The organism is Psychromonas algicola, from assembly GCF_004378355.1.
Taxonomy (GTDB): domain Bacteria; phylum Pseudomonadota; class Gammaproteobacteria; order Enterobacterales; family Psychromonadaceae; genus Psychromonas.
The window spans coordinates 29396-53551 of sequence record NZ_SNUB01000002.1 but is presented as its reverse complement, the minus strand read 5'-3'; the positions used below and the strand labels follow the sequence as shown (position 1 = coordinate 53551).

The 24156-nt window shown below is 36.6% G+C and carries 23 protein-coding genes; 14 read left to right on the top strand and 9 right to left on the bottom strand.

Annotation, left to right across the window (positions count from 1 at the left end; genetic code table 11):
• Window positions 1–51: 51 nt before the first annotated feature.
• Together E2R67_RS01240 and E2R67_RS01235 are read right to left on the bottom strand one after the other, a co-directional pair.
• Window positions 52–1035: a TRAP transporter substrate-binding protein gene (locus E2R67_RS01240; protein ID WP_166739289.1), complete on the bottom strand. Its 984-nt coding sequence runs from the start codon at window positions 1033–1035 to the stop codon at window positions 52–54.
• 867 nt (window positions 1036–1902) lie between these two features.
• Window positions 1903–2778 carry an AraC family transcriptional regulator gene (locus tag E2R67_RS01235; protein ID WP_134289090.1) on the bottom strand — a complete coding sequence of 292 codons (876 nt, stop codon included), beginning with the start codon at window positions 2776–2778 and terminating at the stop codon, window positions 1903–1905.
• Window positions 2779–2895: 117 nt separating this feature from the next.
• Here E2R67_RS01235 and E2R67_RS01230 point away from each other — a divergent pair, with 117 nt between their 5' ends.
• Window positions 2896–4047, top strand: a complete 1152-nt coding sequence (locus E2R67_RS01230) for an aminotransferase-like domain-containing protein (protein ID WP_134289089.1) — start codon at window positions 2896–2898, stop codon at window positions 4045–4047.
• Window positions 4048–4201: 154 nt separating this feature from the next.
• On the opposite strand, the gene E2R67_RS01225 is transcribed toward E2R67_RS01230, so the two are convergent.
• The gene (locus tag E2R67_RS01225) at window positions 4202–4795 is read right to left on the bottom strand and encodes an FMN-dependent NADH-azoreductase (RefSeq protein ID WP_134289088.1); all 594 of its coding nucleotides are present in this window, start codon (window positions 4793–4795) and stop codon (window positions 4202–4204) included.
• A gap of 179 nt (window positions 4796–4974) precedes the next feature.
• On the opposite strand from E2R67_RS01225, the gene E2R67_RS01220 reads away from it, so the two are divergent.
• Window positions 4975–5841, top strand: coding sequence for a LysR family transcriptional regulator (locus E2R67_RS01220; RefSeq protein WP_134289087.1), 867 nt, complete (start codon window positions 4975–4977; stop codon window positions 5839–5841).
• Between the two features lie 21 nt (window positions 5842–5862).
• Here E2R67_RS01220 and E2R67_RS01215 read toward each other — a convergent pair whose 3' ends face one another.
• Together E2R67_RS01215 and E2R67_RS01210 are read right to left on the bottom strand one after the other, a co-directional pair.
• A complete protein-coding gene (locus E2R67_RS01215) occupies window positions 5863–6381 on the bottom strand; it encodes a TetR/AcrR family transcriptional regulator (RefSeq protein ID WP_134289086.1) in 519 nt (172 codons plus the stop codon).
• Window positions 6382–6519: 138 nt separating this feature from the next.
• Complete coding sequence (locus tag E2R67_RS01210; protein WP_134289085.1) at window positions 6520–7347, bottom strand: CmcJ/NvfI family oxidoreductase; 828 nt, start codon at window positions 7345–7347, stop codon at window positions 6520–6522.
• A gap of 354 nt (window positions 7348–7701) precedes the next feature.
• Here E2R67_RS01210 and E2R67_RS01205 point away from each other — a divergent pair, with 354 nt between their 5' ends.
• Complete coding sequence (locus tag E2R67_RS01205) at window positions 7702–8070, top strand: VOC family protein (RefSeq protein ID WP_134289084.1); 369 nt, start codon at window positions 7702–7704, stop codon at window positions 8068–8070.
• A 151-nt stretch (window positions 8071–8221) separates the two neighbouring features.
• Entirely contained in the window at window positions 8222–8914 is a 693-nt protein-coding gene (locus E2R67_RS01200) for a cupin domain-containing protein (protein WP_134289083.1), read from the top strand.
• 58 nt (window positions 8915–8972) lie between these two features.
• Here the strand turns inward: E2R67_RS01200 and E2R67_RS01195 are convergent, their stop codons facing one another.
• Together E2R67_RS01195 and E2R67_RS01190 are read right to left on the bottom strand one after the other, a co-directional pair.
• The gene (locus E2R67_RS01195; protein WP_134289082.1) at window positions 8973–11120 is read right to left on the bottom strand and encodes an MFS transporter; all 2148 of its coding nucleotides are present in this window, start codon (window positions 11118–11120) and stop codon (window positions 8973–8975) included.
• 237 nt (window positions 11121–11357) lie between these two features.
• Window positions 11358–11894 carry a TetR/AcrR family transcriptional regulator gene (locus E2R67_RS01190; RefSeq protein ID WP_134289081.1) on the bottom strand — a complete coding sequence of 179 codons (537 nt, stop codon included), beginning with the start codon at window positions 11892–11894 and terminating at the stop codon, window positions 11358–11360.
• 165 nt (window positions 11895–12059) lie between these two features.
• Between E2R67_RS01190 and E2R67_RS01185 the strand changes: the two genes are divergently transcribed.
• The 4 genes from E2R67_RS01185 (at window position 12060) to E2R67_RS01170 (ending at window position 14873) form a co-directional block, all read left to right on the top strand.
• A complete protein-coding gene (locus E2R67_RS01185; RefSeq protein ID WP_134289080.1) occupies window positions 12060–12488 on the top strand; it encodes a VOC family protein in 429 nt (142 codons plus the stop codon).
• 9 nt (window positions 12489–12497) lie between these two features.
• The gene (locus E2R67_RS01180) at window positions 12498–13409 is read left to right on the top strand and encodes a pyridoxamine 5'-phosphate oxidase family protein (protein ID WP_134289079.1); all 912 of its coding nucleotides are present in this window, start codon (window positions 12498–12500) and stop codon (window positions 13407–13409) included.
• A 60-nt stretch (window positions 13410–13469) separates the two neighbouring features.
• Window positions 13470–14387 carry a homocysteine S-methyltransferase family protein gene (locus E2R67_RS01175; protein WP_134289078.1) on the top strand — a complete coding sequence of 306 codons (918 nt, stop codon included), beginning with the start codon at window positions 13470–13472 and terminating at the stop codon, window positions 14385–14387.
• Window positions 14388–14480: 93 nt separating this feature from the next.
• Window positions 14481–14873, top strand: coding sequence for a hypothetical protein (locus E2R67_RS01170; RefSeq protein ID WP_134289077.1), 393 nt, complete (start codon window positions 14481–14483; stop codon window positions 14871–14873).
• A 32-nt stretch (window positions 14874–14905) separates the two neighbouring features.
• Here E2R67_RS01170 and E2R67_RS16910 read toward each other — a convergent pair whose 3' ends face one another.
• Both E2R67_RS16910 and E2R67_RS01165 read right to left on the bottom strand, forming a co-directional pair.
• Entirely contained in the window at window positions 14906–15040 is a 135-nt protein-coding gene (locus E2R67_RS16910; RefSeq protein WP_279587483.1) for a hypothetical protein, read from the bottom strand.
• 8 nt (window positions 15041–15048) lie between these two features.
• Window positions 15049–15204, bottom strand: coding sequence for a hypothetical protein (locus E2R67_RS01165; RefSeq protein WP_134289076.1), 156 nt, complete (start codon window positions 15202–15204; stop codon window positions 15049–15051).
• Between the two features lie 84 nt (window positions 15205–15288).
• Here E2R67_RS01165 and E2R67_RS01160 point away from each other — a divergent pair, with 84 nt between their 5' ends.
• The 6 genes from E2R67_RS01160 (at window position 15289) to E2R67_RS01135 (ending at window position 24140) form a co-directional block, all read left to right on the top strand.
• Window positions 15289–15624 carry a hypothetical protein gene (locus E2R67_RS01160; protein ID WP_134289075.1) on the top strand — a complete coding sequence of 112 codons (336 nt, stop codon included), beginning with the start codon at window positions 15289–15291 and terminating at the stop codon, window positions 15622–15624.
• A gap of 352 nt (window positions 15625–15976) precedes the next feature.
• Window positions 15977–16879, top strand: coding sequence for a restriction endonuclease (locus E2R67_RS01155; RefSeq protein WP_208379429.1), 903 nt, complete (start codon window positions 15977–15979; stop codon window positions 16877–16879).
• Between the two features lie 28 nt (window positions 16880–16907).
• On the top strand, window positions 16908–19733 hold the full coding sequence (locus E2R67_RS01150; RefSeq protein WP_134289074.1) for a type I restriction endonuclease subunit R: 2826 nt from the start codon (window positions 16908–16910) through the stop codon (window positions 19731–19733).
• Complete coding sequence (locus E2R67_RS01145; protein ID WP_134289073.1) at window positions 19730–21463, top strand: restriction endonuclease subunit S; 1734 nt, start codon at window positions 19730–19732, stop codon at window positions 21461–21463. The genes E2R67_RS01150 and E2R67_RS01145 overlap by 4 nt, the downstream gene beginning before the upstream one ends.
• Complete coding sequence (locus E2R67_RS01140) at window positions 21460–23073, top strand: restriction system-associated AAA family ATPase (RefSeq protein WP_134289072.1); 1614 nt, start codon at window positions 21460–21462, stop codon at window positions 23071–23073. The genes E2R67_RS01145 and E2R67_RS01140 overlap by 4 nt, the downstream gene beginning before the upstream one ends.
• On the top strand, window positions 23073–24140 hold the full coding sequence (locus E2R67_RS01135) for a hypothetical protein (protein ID WP_134289071.1): 1068 nt from the start codon (window positions 23073–23075) through the stop codon (window positions 24138–24140). The genes E2R67_RS01140 and E2R67_RS01135 overlap by 1 nt, the downstream gene beginning before the upstream one ends.
• Window positions 24141–24156 lie beyond the last annotated feature (16 nt).

Genomic DNA, 24156 nt, shown 5'->3' with positions numbered 1-24156 from the left:
AATATTTCGCCTTTTAATAGGCGAAATACAATCATAAAAATCCTAATTTAATTACTTAACAGACTTAGTCATTTCTATCCATTTATCAAAGTTAGCTGCACCAACTTTATTTTTGATTTGCTTATAAGCAGGTCCCATCATTGCCTGGAAAGGTGGAAGCTCTGGAGTATCGATAACAATGCCTTTAGATCGCATATCTGCAATTTGCTTTAACTCTTCTTCTCGAGATAGTTTACGCATTAGCAAACGTGCTGAATCCGATTCTTCACGAACAATTTTCTGTTGTTCTTTAGTCAAACGACTCCAAGCATCTTTAGAAACAATATGAACCATTGAACTATATAAGTAGTTAATAATTGAAATGTATTTTTGAGACTCATAAAGTTTTAAGTTATAAATCACACCAATTGGATTCTCTTGGCCATCAACAACTCCCTGACGCATTGCCATAACAAGCTCACTAAATGAAATTGTCTGTACATTTGCACCAATCGCTTGCATTGCAGCTTGGTAAGTCATTGCAGGCGGAGTTCTAATTTTTAAGCCTTTAACATCTTCAGGAGATAAAATAGGACGAACCGAGTTGGTTAACTGGCGAAAGCCCCAATCCCAACTAGATAAATAAACAAGACCAATTTTATCAAGTTCAGGAGCAGCCCATTCTTTAAAAGGACCATCCAAAACGCGATCGGCATGATCGGCATCCGTTAGTGAAAAAGGAATACTCACGGTATCAAATAAAGGAACATGTTTTGCTAACTGATCTTGCCCTGAAAGGCTCATATCGATCACACCTAACATTACCTGCTCAAGCACTTCTGGCGGGCTACCTAAAGCATTATTAGGATAAAGCTGAACAGTAACTTCCCCGTTAGTTCGTACCTTAACTTGTTCTGCAAATTGCATAGCAGCAATATTAGAAGGATGTTTGTCTGAACCAAAGTGGCCCAGTTTCAGTTCAACAGCAGAATATGCTGAAGATGCCCACGCCAAACATAAAGCCGACGCTAAACCTTTTGTGAAATTAGAACGCATAATTAACCCCATGTTATAAGTTTTCTTCCTTGATGTTGAATGCTTATATAAATAAAGCATTCGCTCTGTACGTCTATTTATTTCAAAAAATAAACGTATATTTTACAGTTCATATCTAAAACAATAATGACGATATTGCAACAAGATACGAGTGGCCCCCAATGAAAAAAGGGACTAATGTTAATTACCAAATTTAATCTAAAAACAGCCTCTTTGTGTGAGAAGAATATAACAACAAAGTAATATAAAAAGATAAGAGTTGAGTCCCATTTTAAGTCTAAATATAAACCCGTAAAGCTGAATAAAATATCTAATTAAGGTTAAAACACAGAGGGAGTCACGAAAACAAGTCAAATAAAAAACATTTTATATGGGCAATAATAAAATATAATTATTGCTATTTTAAAATTTATTTTTATATCTAAATAAAAATATTAAAGTTAAATATCATTCTGAAAACGTTCGTATCTTCTATCTATAATTTATAGCCCCAAAATACACTATAGGTATAGTGTTTGGGGTTTAAGATTACTTTTGATAACGAATAAAATATAAATAATTAAACATTTTAAAAAATTATTTCTTTAAATATTTTTGAGCTAATTTAATAAGAAAATTTATATGCAGTCATTAATAAAATAATATTGTAGTGAGTATACATTTATTGCTTGATAGAAATTTTAGCTCTATAGTTTTTTGATGAGTTTAATGATAAATATTCAGTTTCAGTTTAGGCTTGAATTGTGACGAAGATCGGCGATATTAAAAACAGGCTTTTATTAAATCATTTCGCAAACCACTTTAAACTCATTTATTACCGACAATCAGATTCGATAAATTGACATTACCTTCGTTTTTATCCAAAAGTTAACCAAATAACGAAATAGGTAAGCAAAAGCGTAAACTAAATGCTTCTTCCTCAGTTAAAAACTGATTCTTCTTATAATGAACATAAGCGGGTGTAGATTGCATCTTATAACCAGAATCAGGTAACCAATGTTCTAAAATATGACTTAATTGCGGTAACAATTCCCCATACTTTCCTTCTAATTGAAAAACGGCATGTAACCCAGCAGGAATGGTCATGCTATTCACAACACCGCGACGTAAAATAGGAGAGTCAATTTCTACACAAGCGACATAACGGCACTTTTTAAGCTCAACCCAAGCAGGATTAGAATGGTGCAAACCAAACTGTTCCGAGAAATCACGCCCCTCCATATTGGCCCAAGCTTTTAATGTTTGCCATGCATTAGCGATCGATCTGTCATAACCTTGATGCCTAACATAAGCAACGTGACGCGCAGGAAGCTCAACTAGCTTATATTTAGGTATGTCCATGGTTTGTAAGCGCAGATAATTGGCTGCAATTTCTTGATCTGCCAATAATGACTTACGTTGATATCGATAATCATGATTACGCCATTGCCCCGGTGACATATTGAATGTTGATTTAAAAGCGCGGCTAAATGAAGAGAGCGATGAGAAACCCGACTTATTAGCAATCTCCAATACAGAAGCTTTATTATCAAACATCAATTGATTCGCGGCGAACTCCATACGAATACGGCGAATATAAACATGCACAGATTCACCCACCACTAACTTAAAAAGTCGATGGAAATGCTGTTCTGAATAAGCTGCAATATTTGCAAGATCTTTAGCGAGTAAGGCATTGCTTATATCTTGATGAATAAAATAAAGCACATCGTTAATACGAGACACATGTTGATTAGTATTCATAAACACTCAATTAGCATAAACGGACATATTAGTTAGCATAAATGGACAAACAATTTATAACAAGGACTTGTATTCTTTATAACCGTCATTTAAAGAAAGTAATAAAGGAGACAAACAATGAAATTAGCCAAGTCGTTACAAAATATAAAGCCCTCTTATATTCGTGAAATTCTCAGCGCTGCGAATTCACAAGGTATTATTTCTTTAGCTGGCGGCTTACCTGATCAAGCAAGTTTCCCATTGTCTTTAATGCAAGACTCATTAAGCAATTTAACTAATCACCCTTCGTTGTTCCAATACGGAAGTACAGCAGGCTACGCGCCATTGCTTGAGTATTTTAAACAGCATTATCAATTGCCATCATCACATGAAGGGCTCGTTTGTACAGGCTCGCAACAAGGCTTAGACCTAATTGCGCGTGCGTTTATCAACCCTAACGACAAAATCGTTATGGAAGCGCCGAGTTATTTAGGGGCAATACAAGTATTCGGTTTGGCACAAGCGAAAATCGAAAGTGTTTCACAGCAAGCAGATGGTCCAAACTTACAGGAATTAGAAGCTTGTTTTGCGCAGGGAGGCATTACTTTATTTTACGCAGTACCCGATTTTCATAACCCAACGGGTGTTTGCTGGTCATTAGCAGTACGTCAAAAAGTAGCTCAATTATGCCAACAATACGATGTGACATTAATTGAAGATGTACCTTATCGAGAACTTAGATTTAGCGGCGAAGAGATCCCATTAGTTTCAAACTTTTGCCCCGATCATTCCTTAGTATTACGATCGTTCTCTAAAATTGCGACACCGGGTATAAGGTTAGGCTTAGTAACAGGGAGAGCAGATTGGATAACACCACTAAATACAGTTAAGCAAGCCGCGGATTTACATTCAAGTATCCCAATGCAGGCGGTATTATTAGATTTATTACAACACAAAGAATTTCCCGATCACTTAGAAAGGTTACGCAAACTTTATCGTGAACGATGCCAAACATTAATCGACAATATAACTCATCAATTACCTTCGTATTGTCGAATTAATAAAGTCGAAGGAGGCATGTTTCTTTGGTTGTTACTACCGGACTGTAATATAGATGCGTTAGCAAAAGCAGCCTTAACATCAGGCGTAGCTGTTGTACCAAGCTCTGTATTTTACCAAGAGACCAACTGTACTACTTCAGCGTTACGCTTAAATTTCACCAACGCAAACGAAGAAGAATTAGCGGAAGCCGTTCAACGTTTAGCAAAAGTGATAAAGGAGCATTGTTAAACAATAGAATTAAAAGGTTATTAACGCTAAATGCAAAGACGTTTTAGAAAAAGAAAAGGCTAGACCAACAGTGTGGTGTAGCCTTTTATATGAAAGAGTTTTAGCTAAGTGATCAAATAACTTTAATATGCATTTCAAGCTGCATTACTTAAAGTTAATCAGCAACCAATGAATTGGTCATTGTTTCAATTTGTTGTGCAATCGCTTCCTCTTTTTCTGGGCTGTATTTATCAGCATGGATAAAGTGAACATTCTCTACGCCAATAAAACCTAAACAATGTTTTAACCAAGGCGTTAAGAAATCGACATCAGAACCAATTTCTGTACCGCCAGAAGCTACAACCACAAACACCTGTTTGTTTTCTAACAGACCAACTGGTCCAGTTTCAGTGTAGGTAAAGGTTTCCTTTGAACGACACAATAAGTCGATAAATGCTTTAAACGACGCTGGCATTGAAAAGTTATAAATAGGCACGCCAATCACCCAAACATCGGCATCTTTTGCGGACGTCACAATGTCATTCGATACGCTTATCACTGATTTTTGTTCTGCGGTTCTTTGTTCATCGGGCGTAAAATAACTCCCAATCATAGCGTCTGTTAAAAACGGTAAACCTGCAGCCACATTCAACGGGTTGCTTTCTACTGCCGTTTTTTTTGATAAGCTATCAATAAATTGCTGCGTTATTCTTCTACTATGAGATTGCTCATTTCTGCTACTTGAATCAATATGCCATACTTTCATCATTCTTTCCTTTTGTGTTTTTTAGGCTGTAGTCTTACTACTTTTTTAAACTCCACCTTCTATGTATCAATCAATGAGTTTACTCATCTTTCATTCATTATTGCTTTGACAGGTGAAATAATAACGACTTTAAAAATCAAAAAAAGACTTAATTTTACACTTTTTTGTGCTAAATTTAGACCATGTATCATATTACGATTGAACAAATACAATGCCTAAAAGCCCTTGTGGACGCAGGGAGTTTTTCTATGGCTGCAGAAAAACAAGGCAAAGCCAAGTCCGCAATGATCTACTCTATAAAACGATTAGAAGAACAACTAGGATTTAGCGTAATAGAGCGCAGCGGTTATAAAAGCAAATTAACCGCAAAAGGTCGTGATTTTTTAGACAGTTCAAAAAAATTACTGACCGAATACGAACAACTGTTAATTAAATGCTCGCATCTAGAATCCCATATTGAATCTTTTTTCCGGTTAAGTATTTCCGGTATTTACGGCATGGATATGGTTCACCCTGTTATTGCAAACGCAATGAAAGCTTTCCCTCAAACAGAGATCCAATTAGAACGAGAAATTTTAAGTGGCGAACGTATGCTTAATGCAGATAGGGTCGACTTAGCTATTTTTGAAAATATTAGAAACAAAAAAGATTTGGATTATAAACAAATTGATGAAGTCAAAATGGTATTAACCGTTGCAGCCAACCACCCTTTTTTAAACATTCCAAAATCAAAACAATCTATTAGTGATTTATACAAATATCCACAAATAATTCAACGTAGCACGATTGTAGAAGATGACTATAAAATCGGCGTACACAGTGACTCACTGCAATGGAAAGTGTCTGATACAAACTCTAAGCACGACATTATTTCACATGGTTTAGGCTGGGGACGTCTGCCATTACCGCTTATTCAAAATGATTTAAACACTGGTAAGTTAGTTCAACTAAATTGGTTGGAGGACGACGATATGACGCCTATTTATATCGCTAAAAAGAAAAATAGAATGAAAGGAAAAGTCGCCGATTTTGTATGGCATTCTTTTTAAGAATATTAAAACTTATCTTACTTATTGAGTCGCAAGTTTAAAATAACTATGGTCATTCAGCGCTTTACTGATCATCATAGCACCTTCAAGTAAGCTAACTGTTGTGATTGCTGCATATTCAGGATCCGCTTCACCATTGGCTTTATGCGCTGCTTGTAACCATGTTAGATTTTTAGCAAAAAAGCGTTTTACTTCAATCTGAACTTTCTCTGGTAAACTTTCATTTTGCGCACCTAATAAACCGCATAAACACATTTTGTCGTCGGTTAACAAAGCGCCTCTAAAAATTTGAGTATAAATATCAATTGGGTTTTCACCTCTTGCTTTAATCTCATCAACATCACCTAACGCAGCTAAAAAAGCATCAGTATATTGATGGGCAAGTTCAGCACCTAAGTCAGCTTTAGTCGGAAAATGGTAATGCACACTCGCACTTTTAATACCCACTTCATTGGCAATTTCTCTAAAACTGAAATTGTTATAACCGCCTTGCCTAACTTTAACTTCAGCAACTTTTAACAGATCGTCTTTTTTACTCATGTTCATATTCCTATTAGTGGACATGCAATTATCTAACAGTAGATAGTCCATTACAAGGCATTTCATTTTCTGAAAAATAACATTTGGTCACCTCAATTTATATTAGTGATCAAATAATAATGCTCGCCATTCCATGTATTAAACATCAAAAAAGGCATAGGTTCTTGTTTCTATACTTTGCCTTGGCTGATGATGCTCACCCTGTGCGGATAACGGAAACGCAGTATGCATTGCAAAACGTGAACGTGATTCATCAGTGTCAAATCCTTTAATTAAAATAGCCTCTCCTGCATCCATTTCAGGATAGTAATACCACTTTTGCTTTGCATTTTTCTTCAAAGCAAATATCTCACCTTGATGCTGTTCGCTTGTCTTCATATCATTAAACGATATTTTAGCTCGCACTAAATCATTAGTGTCTAAAGTGGTTGCATCCATTAAAGCCAACGGATCTCTTTCAACAACACCAGCAATTGATCGCCAAACATTAATTTGGATCATTCGTTTACCAGCGAAAAGTCCAACAACCTCTTCACCTAGTACTGATACTGCTCGACTTGCTCCCGTTTCAAAGGTGTAGTCATTATGAACATGATAAGCAGGATGACGATTAGAATCTTTAACACCGCGACGTACAGTATGGTCAAAAACAAACACATCGGTAGCGCCAGTTTCTTTTTTTACTAAAGCCTCAACATCTGCATAATAAGATGATTTAACAAGCTCAGAATCTAAAAAATCAACTTCTGTTGGATTGAATTGCGTTAATTTAAAAGCTTCTTTATCCAAACTAAATACGCGATCCTCTCCTAATAGCCTAGCGTTAAGGACCTCAGTCTCTTGGAAAATATAATCATCACTATAATTCTGTGATTCATCGTGTCCTGAATAACTAATGACAGGTACTGCGTTAGACTCATCTTTAATAAAGTGAAGCTTTGTTTTTTCTACATAGAATCTGATCATATTCTCTTCCATTAACTTATTTTTATTAAGGCTCACAAAGCCTATCTATTGATAGATATCTTGAGCATTATTTAATAGTATGTCAATTTTTTAAAAGAGAATATTTATAAGTAAAAAATAATTTTTAAAAATAAAAAAACAAAAACAATTTAAAATCAAAGCGTTACATGAACTTCTAACAGGCTAAATTACTTATTTAAAAAAAATTCCAAAAAAACAATTGACTACCTTCTGATAGGTAGGCAGTATTTATCACGTCCGAAGCAAAACCTATTTGTAAGATCTTGAGGTATATATCTACACTCCAGACTTACAAATAGGCTTAATATTTAATTTATAAAAAAGGGTTTAACAATGATTGGATACACTACAATTGGTTCAAAAGATCTAAACAAAGCAGTTTCATTTTACGACGCGCTACTTGATTTAGTAGGTGGTAAACGCGTAATGGAAATGGATAGAATTAAGTTCTACGGCACAGACGCAGGCGGCGCAATGTTAGCGGTTTGTACACCACACAACAATGAAGCGCAAAGCTGTGGTAATGGCCAACAAATTGCCATTCCTGGTGGGTCAATTGAAGGTGCACAAGCACTTTACAATAAAGCCATTGAACTAGGTGCAACGGATGCAGGCGCACCGGGTCAACGTTTTGATTTCTTCTACGGTTCTTATGTTTATGACCTAGATGGTAACAAACTTTGTTTCTTCCACATGACTTAATCGTTAGTATGCAAAAAAGTGGCTGAACTAATTCAGCCACTTTTTTACTTTTTAAAAATAAAAACCTATTTTATTGCGATATTAGTTATAAGCTAGTTAATACTTCTCTGATATTTCAACAAAATATGACCAAAAGACCCGAGGATCAATGATGAAAATTGCTGCAAATTTTAGCCAACGTATTGTTGTACATAGCGACTCCCTTGAATGGATCAAATCCCCAATGCCCGGCGTTGATAGGAGACCATTAGATCGTGTAGGCGAAGAAGTCGCACGCGCAACGACGATTGTACGTTATGCACCAGGCAGTGAGTTTTCTCCTCATGTACATACAGGAGGTGAAGAATTTATTGTACTCGAAGGTGTTTTTCAAGATGAGCATGGCAGCTTCCCAGAAGGTTCTTATATAAGAAACCCTCCTCAATCTCAACATCAACCGAGCTCTCTAACAGGTTGCGTTATGTTGGTTAAACTATGGCAATTTCAACCAGAAGATAGAACCCATGTCCGCTTACAAACACGATTTATGGGTAGTGTTAAACACGCCAATTTTAAGGGCTTGAGTATCACGCCTTTATATAAAGATGAAATAGAAGAAGTAAGCCTATTACACTTTGAACCTGATGCAGAAATGACGATAGAAACTCAAGGTGGTGCAGAGTTATTGATGTTAGAAGGATCGCTAAGTGAGCAAGCTGACACATTGGTCAAACACAGCTGGTTAAGAACGCCTGTTAATTCAGAAATCAATGCTAAAGCAGGTAAAAATGGCGCTAAAGTATGGATAAAAACAGGCCATTTGATTGATGTTGAAAATCAAATAACACGCGTACAAAATGCTTAAACAGTCGTTAAATCGATAAAGACTGACTTAACGTAGTCAGTCTTTATCATTATAAAAATCAATCCTGATTAAGTGACTCAGTTTGCGTTTGCACTGCGTCAGATAATTGTTTTTCCAAAATATCTTCTTCGGGTTTATCATCGACTGAAGCTCTTAAATCTTCGCTACCAACAGCATCCGCGTCTTGCAATAATTCAACAACTTCCGATGCCACTTCAGGGACAGAATCAACAATCGTACTTGCGACATCTACTGCGTACTCAGGAATATTTTCAACAACTTGAGTTAGATATTCACTCACAGCTGTTTCAATATTTTCTACGGTTTCAGCTTCAGTCTGTTGTTGATTTTCACTTTCAATCAAGTTTTGTAAATACGCTTCTGCAACCATATTAGAAGATTCAGGCAAGGCTTCAGAAACCGTTAGTGCTAATTCTGCAGAATGCTCAGGAGACACATCACTTAAACGATTATATAAGTCGGTTGCCGTTTGCTCAGATTCAGCCGCGCTTCTATCAACAGGACGCATTTCTTCTAATGATTCAGAGAAATCAGTCATATACTGTTCAGTCATTTCCAATAACTCTTTAGAATCATCAGTCGACATTCCTTCTGCCGCTAATTCCATCACTCGAATACCGTTATCTGGCATCGAGTTCGCAATCGCAACAATGATATTAGTAAACTGATCAGGATTATCTGTTGTGATCCAATCCACCAGCTCTTCAGCTTGTTCAGGCGAAGCCGTTGTTAATGCTTCAGCAATATGTACCGCCATTTCAGGCGCAGCAGCAGTGATCGCCGCATATAAAGGGCCAATATTAATTTCATCGATAGTACTTAATGCGGCCGCTAGATTTGCCGCATGCTCAGGATCGCGTAGCGCTAAAGCTTTAGCCATATTAACAGCTGCAGAAGGGTTTTTCGTCGCTAAACTAATCGCCACTTCCACTTCTGCACTTTGCTCAAAGGCAGGCTCAACATAATCAGTTCGCGGATCAAGTTCAGAAACCGCACCAGAAGGCGTTTGCATTACAAAGCTTTCCTGTTCGTCATAAGGTAACGCAGTACGTTGTTGCATACGAATAAGAATAAAAGTGAGCAATGTACTGGCAGCAACAATCATAAATGTAAATAACGCATTGCTTCCAAATAACTTCATCACAACAGAAGCCACATAAGGGCCTAAAATACTTCCAATTGCATAAATTACTAATAACGATGACATCGCCGTTAAGATTTGTTCTTTTAGGACTTTATCAAAGGTTTCAGACATACTCATCGGGTAAAGACAAGCCGCCATGCCAGTGATCACTGCAATCGCAAATAAACTCACATAAAACAAGTCCAAAGAAATTAAAACAGGAATAGAGAAAGAAAATGCAATAATGGTCAACACCATACCTAACATGATTTTACGACGATCAAAGTAATCGGATAAATAAGCAATAGGGAATTGGAAAATGATCGCCCCTGAAATCGCGGCGCCCATAAAAATAGATAGGTTTAAATCTTGTATACCATTTTGGCTCGCAAAAACCGGTAGCATATTCAATAAACCAGCATAAAGTAAACCACAATAAAAACAGCTCACTACACCTAATGGAGATAATCGAGCAATGGTGAGCAAAGACATAGCTTGGCTATCTTCAATATACGGTCCTTGCTGCTTACTGATAACAATAGGTGTGATCGCTAAACTTAATAAGATGCCAGAAACTACAAATAAAGTCATACCTTGCACTGGTGCAAAACTAAGTAAGAACTGACCAAAAAACAAAGCACTCATCAAGACCATTTGATTAATAGACAAAATACGCGCTCTATTTTTTTCAGTCGCGCTATAACTTAACCAACTATCTAACGTCGCATTAGCACAGGCAATACAAAAACCGGTCACAACTCTCATACAAGCTAACACAATAGGTTCAGGGTAAAGACCAGATAATAAGATTGCGACAGAAGTTAAGCTCCCACACATCGCAAAGATTCTAATATGACCAACACGTTGCAATAACTTACGGCTATAAATGGCACCAACAAGAAAACCAACGGACAGCATAGATAAAACCAAACCAATGCTATCGACACTAATTCCATCAGCTTGCATTCGTACAGGCAATAAAATATTACTTAAGCCATAACCCGTCATTAACAAAAAACAGCTAATCAGCAGTAATAAAAAAGGTTTAATAGTTATTAGCACAGGGCAATTCTCTTATTTAGTCATGATTTTAGCTTGCTAAAAGACAGTAGGGTTCTACTCAAAGTAAGAGTAGAAATACATCATTTATTATTTAAAATAATATGCTGCATTGAATATAAAAGAACATGAACACCCAGCAATTTCAAAATCATAACATAAGGATTTTAAAACACTCAATGCTTCTGTATCGAAGATGACAGTTATTAGTAATGATGAAAATCAACCATCAATAGATCACTATTTTAAGAGTACCCGCGCCATTTCTTTTGCCATTAATGCCGCATCTTTAATACCACGAGTATGCGCCATCACAATGGCTCCACCAACTAATAAATCGATTTGCTCAGCTTTATGTTTATCATCTGGTGCTAATTCAGTTTGTACAAGATCAACAATCGATTGTTTATGCTCAGCGGCATAGGCATGAATAGGATCATTAGCATCGGCATACTCAGCACTCGCATTAATAAAATTACACCCGTAAAAGCTTTCGCTATTAAACCAGGCATGCAAGCCATCAAACATCGCTAAAACGCGTGAAGAACCTTCTTCCTTTGCATTTCTTATTTTATTGCTAATCATCTCTAACACATGCTCATGCTGTAATGCTAACGCAGCGAGAATCAGCTCATCTTTACTACGAAAGTGTTTATATAAAGTCGCTTTAGACACTTTAGACTCAGCCAAAATCAAATCAATACCCGTCGCGTGATACCCCTTTTCATTAAACAGAGTTAAAGCGGTTTCGATTAAATGTTGCTTTCTTGGTTGCATTAATGTGCCTTCATCTATGACTAATTAAATAAAAGAGATTTTTGTAGAAAATAATTATAACAACTTTTCACTTGACGTAAACAGTTCTGTTCACCTATAGTTACAAAAAGCGAACAGAACTGTTCACCTCATTTGATAAATAACAACTAAATAAGGAAACTAACTATGTGCAGTACAACAACAGATTTAGAGACAAAATCAATTAATACACTAGGTATTCATCATCTAGGTTTAACCGTCCCTAATCTACAAGACACTGTAGATTTTTTTATTGAGCAACTTAACTTTGAAAAAGTAGGCGAAAAACCAGCTTATCCCGCTATTTTCGTTTCTGATGGCTCAATCATGTTGACACTATGGCAAGCAAAAGACGCAAATAATGCCGTTGCATTTAACCGCCAACAAAATATTGGGTTGCATCACTTTGCATTAAAAGTCACTGATCTTGAACAATTACAAGCACTTCACAAGAAGCTAGCTAAACTAGATAATGTAGAAATTGAATTTGCACCAGAGCCATTAGGTGATTCACCTTTCCACCATATGATGTGTTTAATACCAGGCGGCATTAGACTTGAATTGATCAACGCATAGAGATCCATAATGAATAATGAACAAACACCAAGCTGGCATGAAGGTGAGCTAACTATTCAAAAGCGAGTAGGCACCGCAGAACGCATGGCGCAAATTGGTCCTAAGTTCATTCGTGAATTTATGCCAGAGCAACATAGAGAATATTTTCAAAACCTCTGCATGTTGTTTATTGGTTTTACTGATCATTATTCACAACCTCGCGCGAGTGTTTTATTTGGCGATCCAGGCTTTATCGAGTCGCCAACTGAAACCACCTTGGTGATCAACACACAAAATAGCATGGGTGATTTTATCCATCAGCAGCTCAAAGTGGGTGATAAAATTGGTTTGGTAGGCGTTGAGTTTGATACTAAACGACGTAATCGTTTAAATGCGATAGTCACCGATATCAGCCAAAAAAATATCACCATTAACGTGTTACAAAGCTTTGGTAATTGTCCTAAATATATCCAAGACAAAACATTTAAAACCCATCACGCTTACGGGGCATTTTCTACGTCTACGCGTTCAGCATTAGATGCGACGGATAAACAACTCATTGTTCAAGCCGATACCTTTTTCATCGCCAGCAGTTTTGATGATGGTGAAGCACTGCGTAATCGTGGTGTGGATATGTCCCATCGAGGCGGTGAAGCAGGCTTTGTAAAAATGAATGCTAAAGAGCAATTGTTAGTAGAAGACTATTACGGCAATGGCTTTTTTAATACCATGGGAAATCTCCTGCATAACCCCATTGCCAGCTTATTATTTTTTGATTGGCAAAATGGGCATATCTTACAACTCACGGTATCCAGCGAAATATTATGGGATGATAAAGAACAAACCGATCCCACAGAAAATACCAAAGCGGAACGAACCTTACGCTTTACGCCACTCAAAGTAGATTTCATTAATAATGGACTCGCCTACTTACAAACTTGATTTGCGAACAGTGCACAGTTACCCTCACTGCATCTTCCTAATAGCTGCAGTAAACAACATATGAAAGCAAAATTAACCTCACCCATTATTTTAGATGGTGGAATGGGACGTGAACTCCAGCGCATTGGCGCACCTTTTCAACAGCCAGAATGGTCTGCTCAAGCGCTTATTGAAGCGCCTCACCTTGTTACACAAGTGCATAAAAGCTTTATCGATGCTGGTGCAGAAGTGGTCACCACTAACACCTATGCGTTAGTCCCCTTTCATATTGGCGAAAAACGTTTTAAACAAGAAGGCGCGACATTAGTAAAACAAGCTGCCCTATTAGCAAAAGAGGCAGTAACGCAAACAGCAAAGATAAAAGACGCCAATCTATTAGTAGCAGGTTGTATTCCGCCAGTTTTAGGATCTTATCGACCAGACCTTTTCGCATTAGAAAAAGCATTGCCATTACTTGAAGTATTAATCACCAATCAACAAGATCACATAGATATTTGGATAGCAGAAACTATTTCATCTATCGCAGAAGCAGACATGATCAAACAACGCACAAGCACCACAAAACAAGATACATGGATGGCCTTCACCATTAATGACGATATCAATGACACCCCAAAACTACGCTCTGGTGAGTTAGTTTATGATGCAGTCAAAAAGATAGCCGGACAAAACATTACCGCCCTTCTATTTAATTGTAGCCGCATTGAAGTCATGGAAAGCGGCCTGCTCATTGCCAAGCAAGCACTTATAGAGCAAGGTATTGAAACCAAAGTACAACTAGGCGTTTACGCAAACAACTTCCCCCCTATCGGAGACCTGCATGCAGCCAATGACCAAGTAAACAGCATAAGAGAAGATATCCCACCAACACAATACAAAGCATTCGCAGAAACATGGCTAAACGCAGGCGCATCAATTATCGGTGGTTGTTGCGGGATTTCCCCAGAGCATATCAAGCAGTTGGCGAAGTTAAAGTAGTTTACGCGTACCGGTGAAAAGCGTAACCTTCAGGTTGCAAGCTCATAAAAAAAACATATAATATTTAACACAAAAAACATCTTAGGAAATTTAATGTCAGAGTCTTGTAAGTGCGAAGAAAACCAAAAATTAGGGGCAACGATCGAGTTTCATTGTCAAACATGTTCAAATGTAACTAAAGAATTTTCCATAACAAAACCATTCAAAGTTGCTGCTATTGCAACTCTTCTTGCATATTCAGGGAGCCAATTTGTTGATTATGCAATAACAGATAATCGCTATCCTTTAGCAACAGAATATGATTTATTAGAATCTTGTCTTAGCTCATACCAAAAGCCATTATCAGGTAATCAATACAGAAATAAAAAAAGTAAATGTTTATGTGCTTTAGAAGATACGATGAATGAAATTTCTCACGTTCGATATTTAGTGAGTGAAAACGTTTTTTTAAAGGCATTCACTAATAATGCAAGGGAATGTAAATAGCCTGAAGTTAACTTCAGGCTAAAGGCATTTATTTAATCACCTAAATAATCATCGTTATTAGGATTATGAGCATTAGCCCAATCATCCATATCGGCATCATTATTTGGGTTATTCATGTCAGACCAAACGTCTAACTCTTGATCTGACATATCTGATGAATCAATCATAAATAATCCTATTTATTCTTAGGTGGTTGCGAATTTTTTGCAGCAGCAGATTGTGCCTTAGCAGCGAAAGAACCTTTTCCAACTTGGCCACTTCCAGCTTTAGCATTCGCAGATTGAATACGAGCAGCAGCTGTTGGCGTCATAGGCGTTTTATTTTTTGACATTGTGTATCTCCTAAATAAGTTAATATGCGTACCCTGCTGGGTACATTTATAATGTATCAATAACCAAAGGGACAAATGGGGACAATGAATACTTTAGAATTGCAAAATGAGATAAAAAAAATAATAGGTGAATTAGGTTGGTCACAAAAACGACTTGGCCGTGAAATTTATATCGCAACTTTTGATGACGATAACGATGATGAGATTAAAAAATTTGAAGAAAAAATAAAAAAAGATTTATCTCGTAAAACCATTGCACCACAAAAACTCAAAGGGTATTTAGAAATAATATCTCGCCATCATGAATTTGAAAAATTAGATATAATATTACCCATTTATAAAAAAAGTCATGTTCTGAGTAATACAATACAAACAGGTATGATGAAAATATCCAAAGAAATACATAAAAACTTAAAGTAATACGTTTTAAATATTGTAGCGACGAGATCTTCATATAAGAAATTAATAGTAAAAACTTTTTATGAAAATACTTACATGAAAATAAATAAACACCAGCGGCTGAAAATTAATTAAAGATCGATGCTAACTTATAAAGTCAACTCACAACAAAAATTAAAGCAATCATTGTAGCTTCCTCATTTTTCCCATACTCTCATACGTTATAATGAGTAAAAAATAAAAAGTGCTATTAAACAATTCAATGCAATCTGAAAACAAATGACCATTTAACTTAAAGCGCTCTACAATACACTCTATAAACTAGTTATAGTTTTAAATACAACTAAAAGCATAAATTGAAAAGGTAAGTGAAGTGATACCAAGTTATCAAGAGCTAATGAAACCCGTTTTAGACGCAGCAAAAAATGAAGAAGTAAAGCTTAGCGATGTGACGGAACTGTTAGCTGAAAAATTCAACCTTACCAAAGAAGAAAAAACACAACTTTTACCTAGTGGACGACAAGCTGTATTTACCAATCGAGTTGGATGGGCGAAAACCTATCTAGTTAAAGCAGGACTATTGGATTCAACAAAACGAGCTCATTTCATAATCACAAGTTTGGGATTAAAAGCGTTAAAAAGTAGTGAAAAGATTAATAATCACTATCTAAAACGCTTTGACGACTTTAACGCTTTCACTAAACAAAAAAACAATGATGATAAAATCAAAGAAACTAACATCCCAGATAACATAGCAACACCCGATGAATTGCTTAGAGCTTCTTACAAACAAATAAATGATGCCTTATCAGTAGAAATATTATCTCGTACTCGTAAAGTTACTCCTGCTTTTTTTGAACAATTACTAATAGAGTTATTATTAGCAATGGGTTACGGTGACAGCAACGAAGGCATGGCTTATACCTTAGGTAAAAGTGGAGATAATGGTGTAGATGGCGTAATCAACCAAGACCCGCTTGGCGTTGATCAAATATACATACAAGCAAAACGTAACGCTCAAGGTAATAACGTGGGGTCCGGAGATATTAGAGATTTTTTTGGGGCACTTAACCTTAAAAAAGCGCAGAAAGGTATTTTTATAACCACCTCTGATTTTACACCATCCGCAGTACAAACCGCCAAAGACTTAGGCATGCGCATTGTACTTATCAACGGAAAAGAATTAGCTAAGCTCATGCTGCGATATAACATCGGCAGTAGAGACGAACAGGTATTACACCTGAAAAAAATAGACGAAGATTTTTTTGAAGATTAACCAACTAAGCAAAGCTTGGAACTGAACTATGGATATTGAAGGCTTACAACCAGAAGCCCAAGCGAGAATAACGATAGATGAAAAGTTAAAGCTCGCTGGATGGAAAATACAAACTTGGCCTAACACCAACCTTAGTGAAGGGGTAGGCGTTGCTATCCGTGAATATCCAGTTGATAGCGGTAAAGGTAAATATACCGATAGTGCAGATTACCTGTTATTCATTAATCGTAAAGCCGTAGGTGTCATTGAAGCAAAAAAAGACGAAACGATTCTGTCTCAAGTTGAAGAGCAGACGCTTCGCTATGCAACAGGAAAAATTAAATTTAGAAACGAAAAAGAGCCCCTCTCTTTTTTATTCGAAGCAACTAGCCAAGTTATTCATTATACCGACTTAAGAGATCCCGCCCCCAGAGCGAGAGAAATTTTCCACTTTTTTAAACCAGAAACATTGCAGGAGTATTTGCAGCAAAGTAATTCACTTCGTCATCGTCTTAAAAATGAAATGCCAGAATTACCTAAAGCCAAACTTCGAGAATGCCAAGTAAGCGCAATTACTGGATTAGAAAAGTCTTTAGCTGATAACCGACCTCGTTCACTAATCCACATGGCGACAGGTGCAGGTAAAACGTTCACTGCCATTAATTCTGTGTACCGTTTAATAAATAATGGTGGTGCTAAGCGTATATTATTCTTAGTCGATACCAGAAACTTAGGTAAACAAGCACAGCAAGAGTTTCATGCCTTTAAGCCACAAGGCAAAGAAACCTTCTTTCATGAAAACCACATAGTTCAGCGATTAAACAGCAGCACCATTGATAATGCCGCTGAAGTTTGTATTTGTACTATCCAGCGCATGTACTCAATATTAAGTGGTAAGCCTATTGATGAAAGTGCAGAAGATCTATCACTCCATGAAATTAAGCAAAACAAACAGCAAGCTAAATTAGTCAAATACATCCCAGCAGTCCCGATAGAAACGTTTGATTTTATCATTGTTGATGAATGTCACCGCTCAATTTACAACTTATGGAAACAGGTACTCGATTATTTTGATGCTTTCATTATTGGTTTAACAGCTACTCCAGATAAACGCACACTTGGTTTTTTCAACGAAAATATCGTTGCTGAATATAGCTATGAAGATTCTGTGCTTGATGGCGTAAACGTTGGTTATGACGTTTATGAAATTGAAACTGAAATAGGCAATAAGGGTGCTGAACTAAAAGCCAAAGAATGGCTAGATCATCGTGACAAATTAACGCGTAAAAAACGTTGGGCACAAGCAGAAGAAGAAAGTGCATACACCAGCAAAGAACTAGACCGTTCTGTGGTAAATACCAGTCAAATTCGCCAAGTTATTAAGGCGATGAAAAAAGCGGTTGAAACGGAAATATTTCCTAGTCGAAAAGAAGTCCCTAAAACACTCATATTTGCTAAAACTGATAGCCATGCAGACGATATTATCCAGATTGTTCGTGAAGAATATGGGCAAGGTAATGAGTTTTGTAAAAAAGTTACCTATAACGCCAAAGACCCAGACGGCATTCTTAATGATTTTCGCAATGACTTTAATCCACGTATAACCGTTACAGTCGATATGATAGCCACGGGAACAGACGTAAAACCATTAGAAGTATTGCTCTTTATGCGAGATGTTCGCAGCAAAGGTTATTACGAGCAAATGAAAGGTAGGGGAGTTCGAAGCTTAGGCTTTGAAGACTTACATAATGTAAGTAAAAGCGCGACTAGCGCTAAAGATAGATTCGTACTTATTGATGCTGTAGGAGTGGAAAAGTCTCAAAAAACGGAAAGCCGCCCGTTAGAACGCAGCCCTAACCTTTCAATGAAAGACCTACTTCAAGGCGTTGCGATGGGTCACCGAGACGATGACACCATTCAAAGCTTGGCAAATCGTTTAACACGTTTAGGAAAACAAATTGATAAACGTGGTCACGATAAAATTGAAAAACTAACAAAAAAATCTGTTGCTCAATTAGCTAGAGAACTATTAACTTCATTAGACCCTGACGCAATCAACCAACAAGCATTAGCTAATGCTAAACAGCAAGGCATTACTCGAAGTGAAGACTCTTTAACCTATAATGATCGTGAAACGGCAAAGCAACAGCTAATTGACAAAGCATGTGAAAGTTTTGATAACCCTGATGCGCGAGAGGTAATTGAATCCGCAAGACGAGAACGTGAGCAGTTAATAGACCATATAAATCTTGATACCGTAACGTATGCGGGTTACAGCAACCAAGCAGAAGAAAACGCTGAAAAAGTCATACAAAGCTTTAAAGAGTTTATCGAGCAACACAAAGAAGATATTCAAGCATTAAGCTTTTTCTACCAGCAACCTTATCAACGTAGACCATTAACATTTTCTATGCTGGAAGAACTTCACGAAACATTAAATAAACCACCACTGTTACTGACAACAGAAAAACTATGGAATGCCTATGAGCGCATTAATTCAACAAACACTAGTAAAAAAAATAAAAAGGCAAACACCCAGAGGCAACTAACCGATATAATCTCACTTATTAAGTTTGCCATTGGATTAGATGAAGAATTAAAACCTTTTGCTGAACATATTGATAGTAAGTTTAAAAAATGGATATTCCGTCATAACGCCCAACGAAAAACCGCTTTTACCGAAGACCAAACAAATTGGTTAAGGCTGATAAAAGACCACATCGCTGCCAGTTGCTTTATTGAACGAGACGATTTTGATTACAGCCCCTTTTCTGACCATGGCGGATTACAAAAGGTGTGGGGCTTATTTAGCAGCGACAACAAAAACGAATTAGATAGCCTCATGGCTGAAATGAATCAGGAATTAATTGCGTGAGTGAAACATTACCGGAAAACTGGGGGCGTTATGAGTTAGGCGAAGTTGTGGAGATCTATGACAATGAGCGAAAGCCTATAAATAACTCTGAGAGAAGTAGCCGTATAGGAAATAAAGAACAATCATCTCTATTTCCATACTATGGTGCTACTGGACAAGTCGGCTGGATTGATGACTTTTTATCAAATCAAGAGTCTGTATTGGTGGGTGAAGATGCAGCCCCTTTTCTCGACCCTATCAAGAACAAAGCATATTTAGTAAAAGGGAAGTTTTGGGTAAATAACCACGCACACATATTACGAGGCATAACGAATTTCGTTAATAATCGATTTATTCTACACCAAATGAATTATGTCGATTATCACGATCATGTCTCTGGCTCTACGCGCTTAAAGTTAACTAAAACTGCTTTAACAAGAATGCCTTTTTTACTGTGTTCATATAATGAGCAGATTAGAATAGCAGACAAAATTGATGAGCTATTTTCTGAATTAGATTCAGGCATTGGGGAATTAAATGCAGCCCAAGTTAAACTAACTCAATATCGCCACTCATTGCTGAAAAGTGCTATAGATGGTGCATTAACTCAAAAATGGCGTAATGAGAACAAAAACAGCATTGAAGAAACTGGTAAGCAACTACTAGAACGTATTCTTATTGAACGCAAAGAACGCTGGGAACAGCAAAAGCTAGAAGAATTTAAAGCGAAAGATAAAACGCCACCTAAAAACTGGAAAGAAAAATACCCTGTACCAGTAAAACCCGATACATCTAATTTACCTGAATTACCTCAAGGTTGGGTGTGGGCAAGTTTAGATATGATCATCGCTAACATAGAGGCTGGTAAGAGCTTCAAATGCCTTGAAAGGCCACCAGTGTTTGATGAATATGGTGTGGTTAAAGTAAGTGCTGTCACTTGGGGTGAGTATAATGAATTAGAAAGCAAAACTTGTACTCGCCCAGAACTAGAAAACGATAAAATACTAATCAAAGAAGGGGATTTCTTATTTTCTAGAGCAAATACAACAGAATTAGTCGGTGCGTGTGTTATCGCGAAAAACATCACTAAAAAAGTCATGTTAAGTGATAAAATTTTAAGGCTGCGTTTTGTTGAAGATAGCTTGAAATATTGGATACTCCAGTTTATGCGAGGAGAGTTAGGTAGAAAGCAAATAGAGTTTTCAGCGACTGGTAATCAAGCTTCTATGAAAAATGTATCTCAAGGAAAACTCCTTAAATTTGCTGTACCACTCCCATCACTAAATGAAGTAGAAGAAATACAAGGAAACTTACTATCCGCTTTTGAAAACACAGCTAATGCTGCTTCAGAAGCAAGCACTACTCTAAAAATACTTAATGCTCAACGAAAAAATATTTTGAAATCAGCTTTTTCTGGTGAATTGGTGCCTCAAGATTCCAGTGATGAACCAGCCTCGTTATTACTAGATAAAATTAAGAAAGAACGAGAACAACTTGCCAAAATAGCTAAACCTAAACGAGTCAAAAAAGTGCCAACTATGAATGAAATTACTGTGAATAACCTAACCAAGTGGTTGAGCAATAAAAAAGAAAACAGCTTTACATTTGAACAAATTCAAAAAGAATTCCGGGGTGATTATGACCTATTAAAGGAATGCATATTTGAAATATTAAGTGAAAAAAAACCATTGATTAAACAAGTCTTTGACCAAGAAACTAGTGCAATCAAGTTTATTAAGGAAGATAAATGAAGCTTATTCGATTACACATAGTTGATGCTGAAACCTGCGGTGGTTTATTAAACGGTGTAGAAGTCCAATTTCGTGACGGAAATGTAGAAATGGATAGTTTTTCACCTCTGTGTTTAATTGGTCCTAATGGCACGGGAAAGTCGCAGGTTTTACAAATTATTGCCGAAATATTCCAAGCTGTATTTGCTAAATATTTACCTGACGAAGAACAAGGAACTCCAAACAATCAGATCCAATTTGAGCTGGAGTACTCCATTGCTGATAGTAGCAAAAAAGGCAGAACAGTCAGAATATCTAGGAAAAAGGTTGGTAAAAAATCCCCTGATATTTTAGTGGATAATTTTATTGATAATGAATGGAAGTCTATTAGCAATAAATCAGAAATTAAACTTTTATTGCCTTCAAAAGTTATCGGTTATACATCAGGTGATAACGAAACTTTAAGTATACCTTTTTTTGTAAGTAGGGCTGGTTACGCTAATCAGGTACGAACTAATGCAACTAAAGAAGATCTAAAATCAAGGCTAATTTTAGACTCTAGAATGCTGTTAATTGACTACAGTACCAACTTGGAAGTTCTAGTAGCAAATTTACTCCTCAATCCTGAAAACGTGCGACAAAGTTTACTTGAAAAATCGAACTTAAAAAAACTTAGGTCATTTAGGTGCGTAATTCAAAGAAAACACACTGCTGCGCCTAGCGATGGAGTGAAATTAACTGACGAACTCGAATGTTATATCGATTATCTGAAGAGCTGTGCTACATGTTTCAATTACGATGAGCAGACGTGGACTTGGACATTTGATTTTTATGTACAAAATGCAACAAATTCGGCATGTGAGCATTACTGGAAAGGTGGCGCATTAGAGCTTTATTCTTGCTTTCACAAATTGGCTATGTTGAACGATCTTATAATTCCTGCAAAAGACAGAGCAGCTTATGAAAAAGGTGTTGAATTAAGAAGATTTGCATCTAGGTTACCAGAACCAATGGAGCGCCAAAAAGTATTCCGTTTCGAAAGAGTAGAATTTATCTCAAAGAAAAGTAACAAGCCTGTTGATTATGTTTCACTCTCAGATGGGGAACATCAATTTGCACAACTACTAGGAACGTTATGCATGGCATCGTTTCCTAATGTTTTATTTCTATTAGATGAGCCTGAAAGCCACTTCAATCCCAAGTGGCGAGTAGATTTCATTTCAAATTTAATGGACTTACCGACTATTAGTGATAAGAAATGTAAAAATGAAGGGAAGCGTTCAGGAGCTTCCGCAGCATCTATACAAGATTGCTTAATAACTACACATTCTCCATTTGTTCCTTCTGATATGGACAGAAAGAATGTCTTGATTTTTAGTAAAAATGAAACTGGTGAAATTAAATCGAGACCTCCCAGAATTCAAACCTTTGGCAGTAAATTTGATGCGATTCTTGCTGAATGCTTTGATATTTCGCCACAAATATCTGGATTACCAAGAGATCAAATTAAAGAATTAATGACTACTGGAACAAAAGAGCAGATTCAAGAAGCTATAGCTAATTTAGGTGAGTCTAACGAGCGAATGAGGTTAGCAGGAAAATTAGCATTGATATTGAGTGAGGAAAATTAATGTTTGTTAATTATCCGATCAATGCAGCTCAAGATAATAATTTTGTTCATGAAAGTATTTATGAAGCAATAACCCTTATTTTTAACAATTTGAATAATGGAGTCGCAGTTCCCCTTTGGCCAGATGTTTTGCCACCAAGGCATAGAGCTAAATTAAGAAGTCGTAGAACTATTCGGGATTTATTAGTTGAACTCAAAGATATTGCGGCCCCACTTTCAGAACAACAACGCAACAAAGCATTAGCTTTTATTGATAATCAAAATGAAATTAATGGTCTACTAGATGGAACTACAAATTTAATTACGCCTGATGCTGATATAGAGTTGTTTACTGACTGTTTTGAACGAATTTTTCTTGAGGGGTTCAGGCTGTTAACAGGAACTAAGTCTAGAGATAAACACTATGAAGATATATACGAATCTTTATCTAGTAAGACTTGCCCATTTTGTGGATATGAACCTTTCGAAGCCCCCGGCCTAAAAAGAGAAGATGAAGATCATTACTTATTGAAAGACCAGTATATAGCGTCTGCTGCAAATCTGATGAACTTGGTTCCTATGGGCGGAAAATGCAATAAAAGTTATAAGCTTCAGCAAGATATTCTTTTCAAAAATAATAGAAGAAGAAAGGCGCTAAACCCATACGGAAATACAAAGGCTGAAATTTGCTTACTTAGAACACCAGCAAGAAATCTATTAGATGAAAAGCCTGATTGGATAATTACTATTTCGCCTGATATTGAGGAAACACGGACGTGGAATGAGGTGTTTTCTATAAAAGATAGGTTGAAAGATACAGTTTTATCGTCAAATTATGAATCTGTAAAAAGTGAAATAGGCGCATTTTTATCGTCCTTAGGCTTAAATTCAGAGAGTTCCAAAGAAGACATTCTGACTGGGCTAAATGAATATGAAAATTTGAAAAGAATCGCGCCAGAACAAGGACTGGGCTTTCTCAAAGATAAAGTAGCAAAAATGTTAATTGAGTATTTTGAACAAGAAAACCCTGTTGTTATTGGGCAAGTCAGAGATAGTTTACCAAAAATGCTAGAAGAGCAATTAGCATAAGTTAAATAAGGTTACA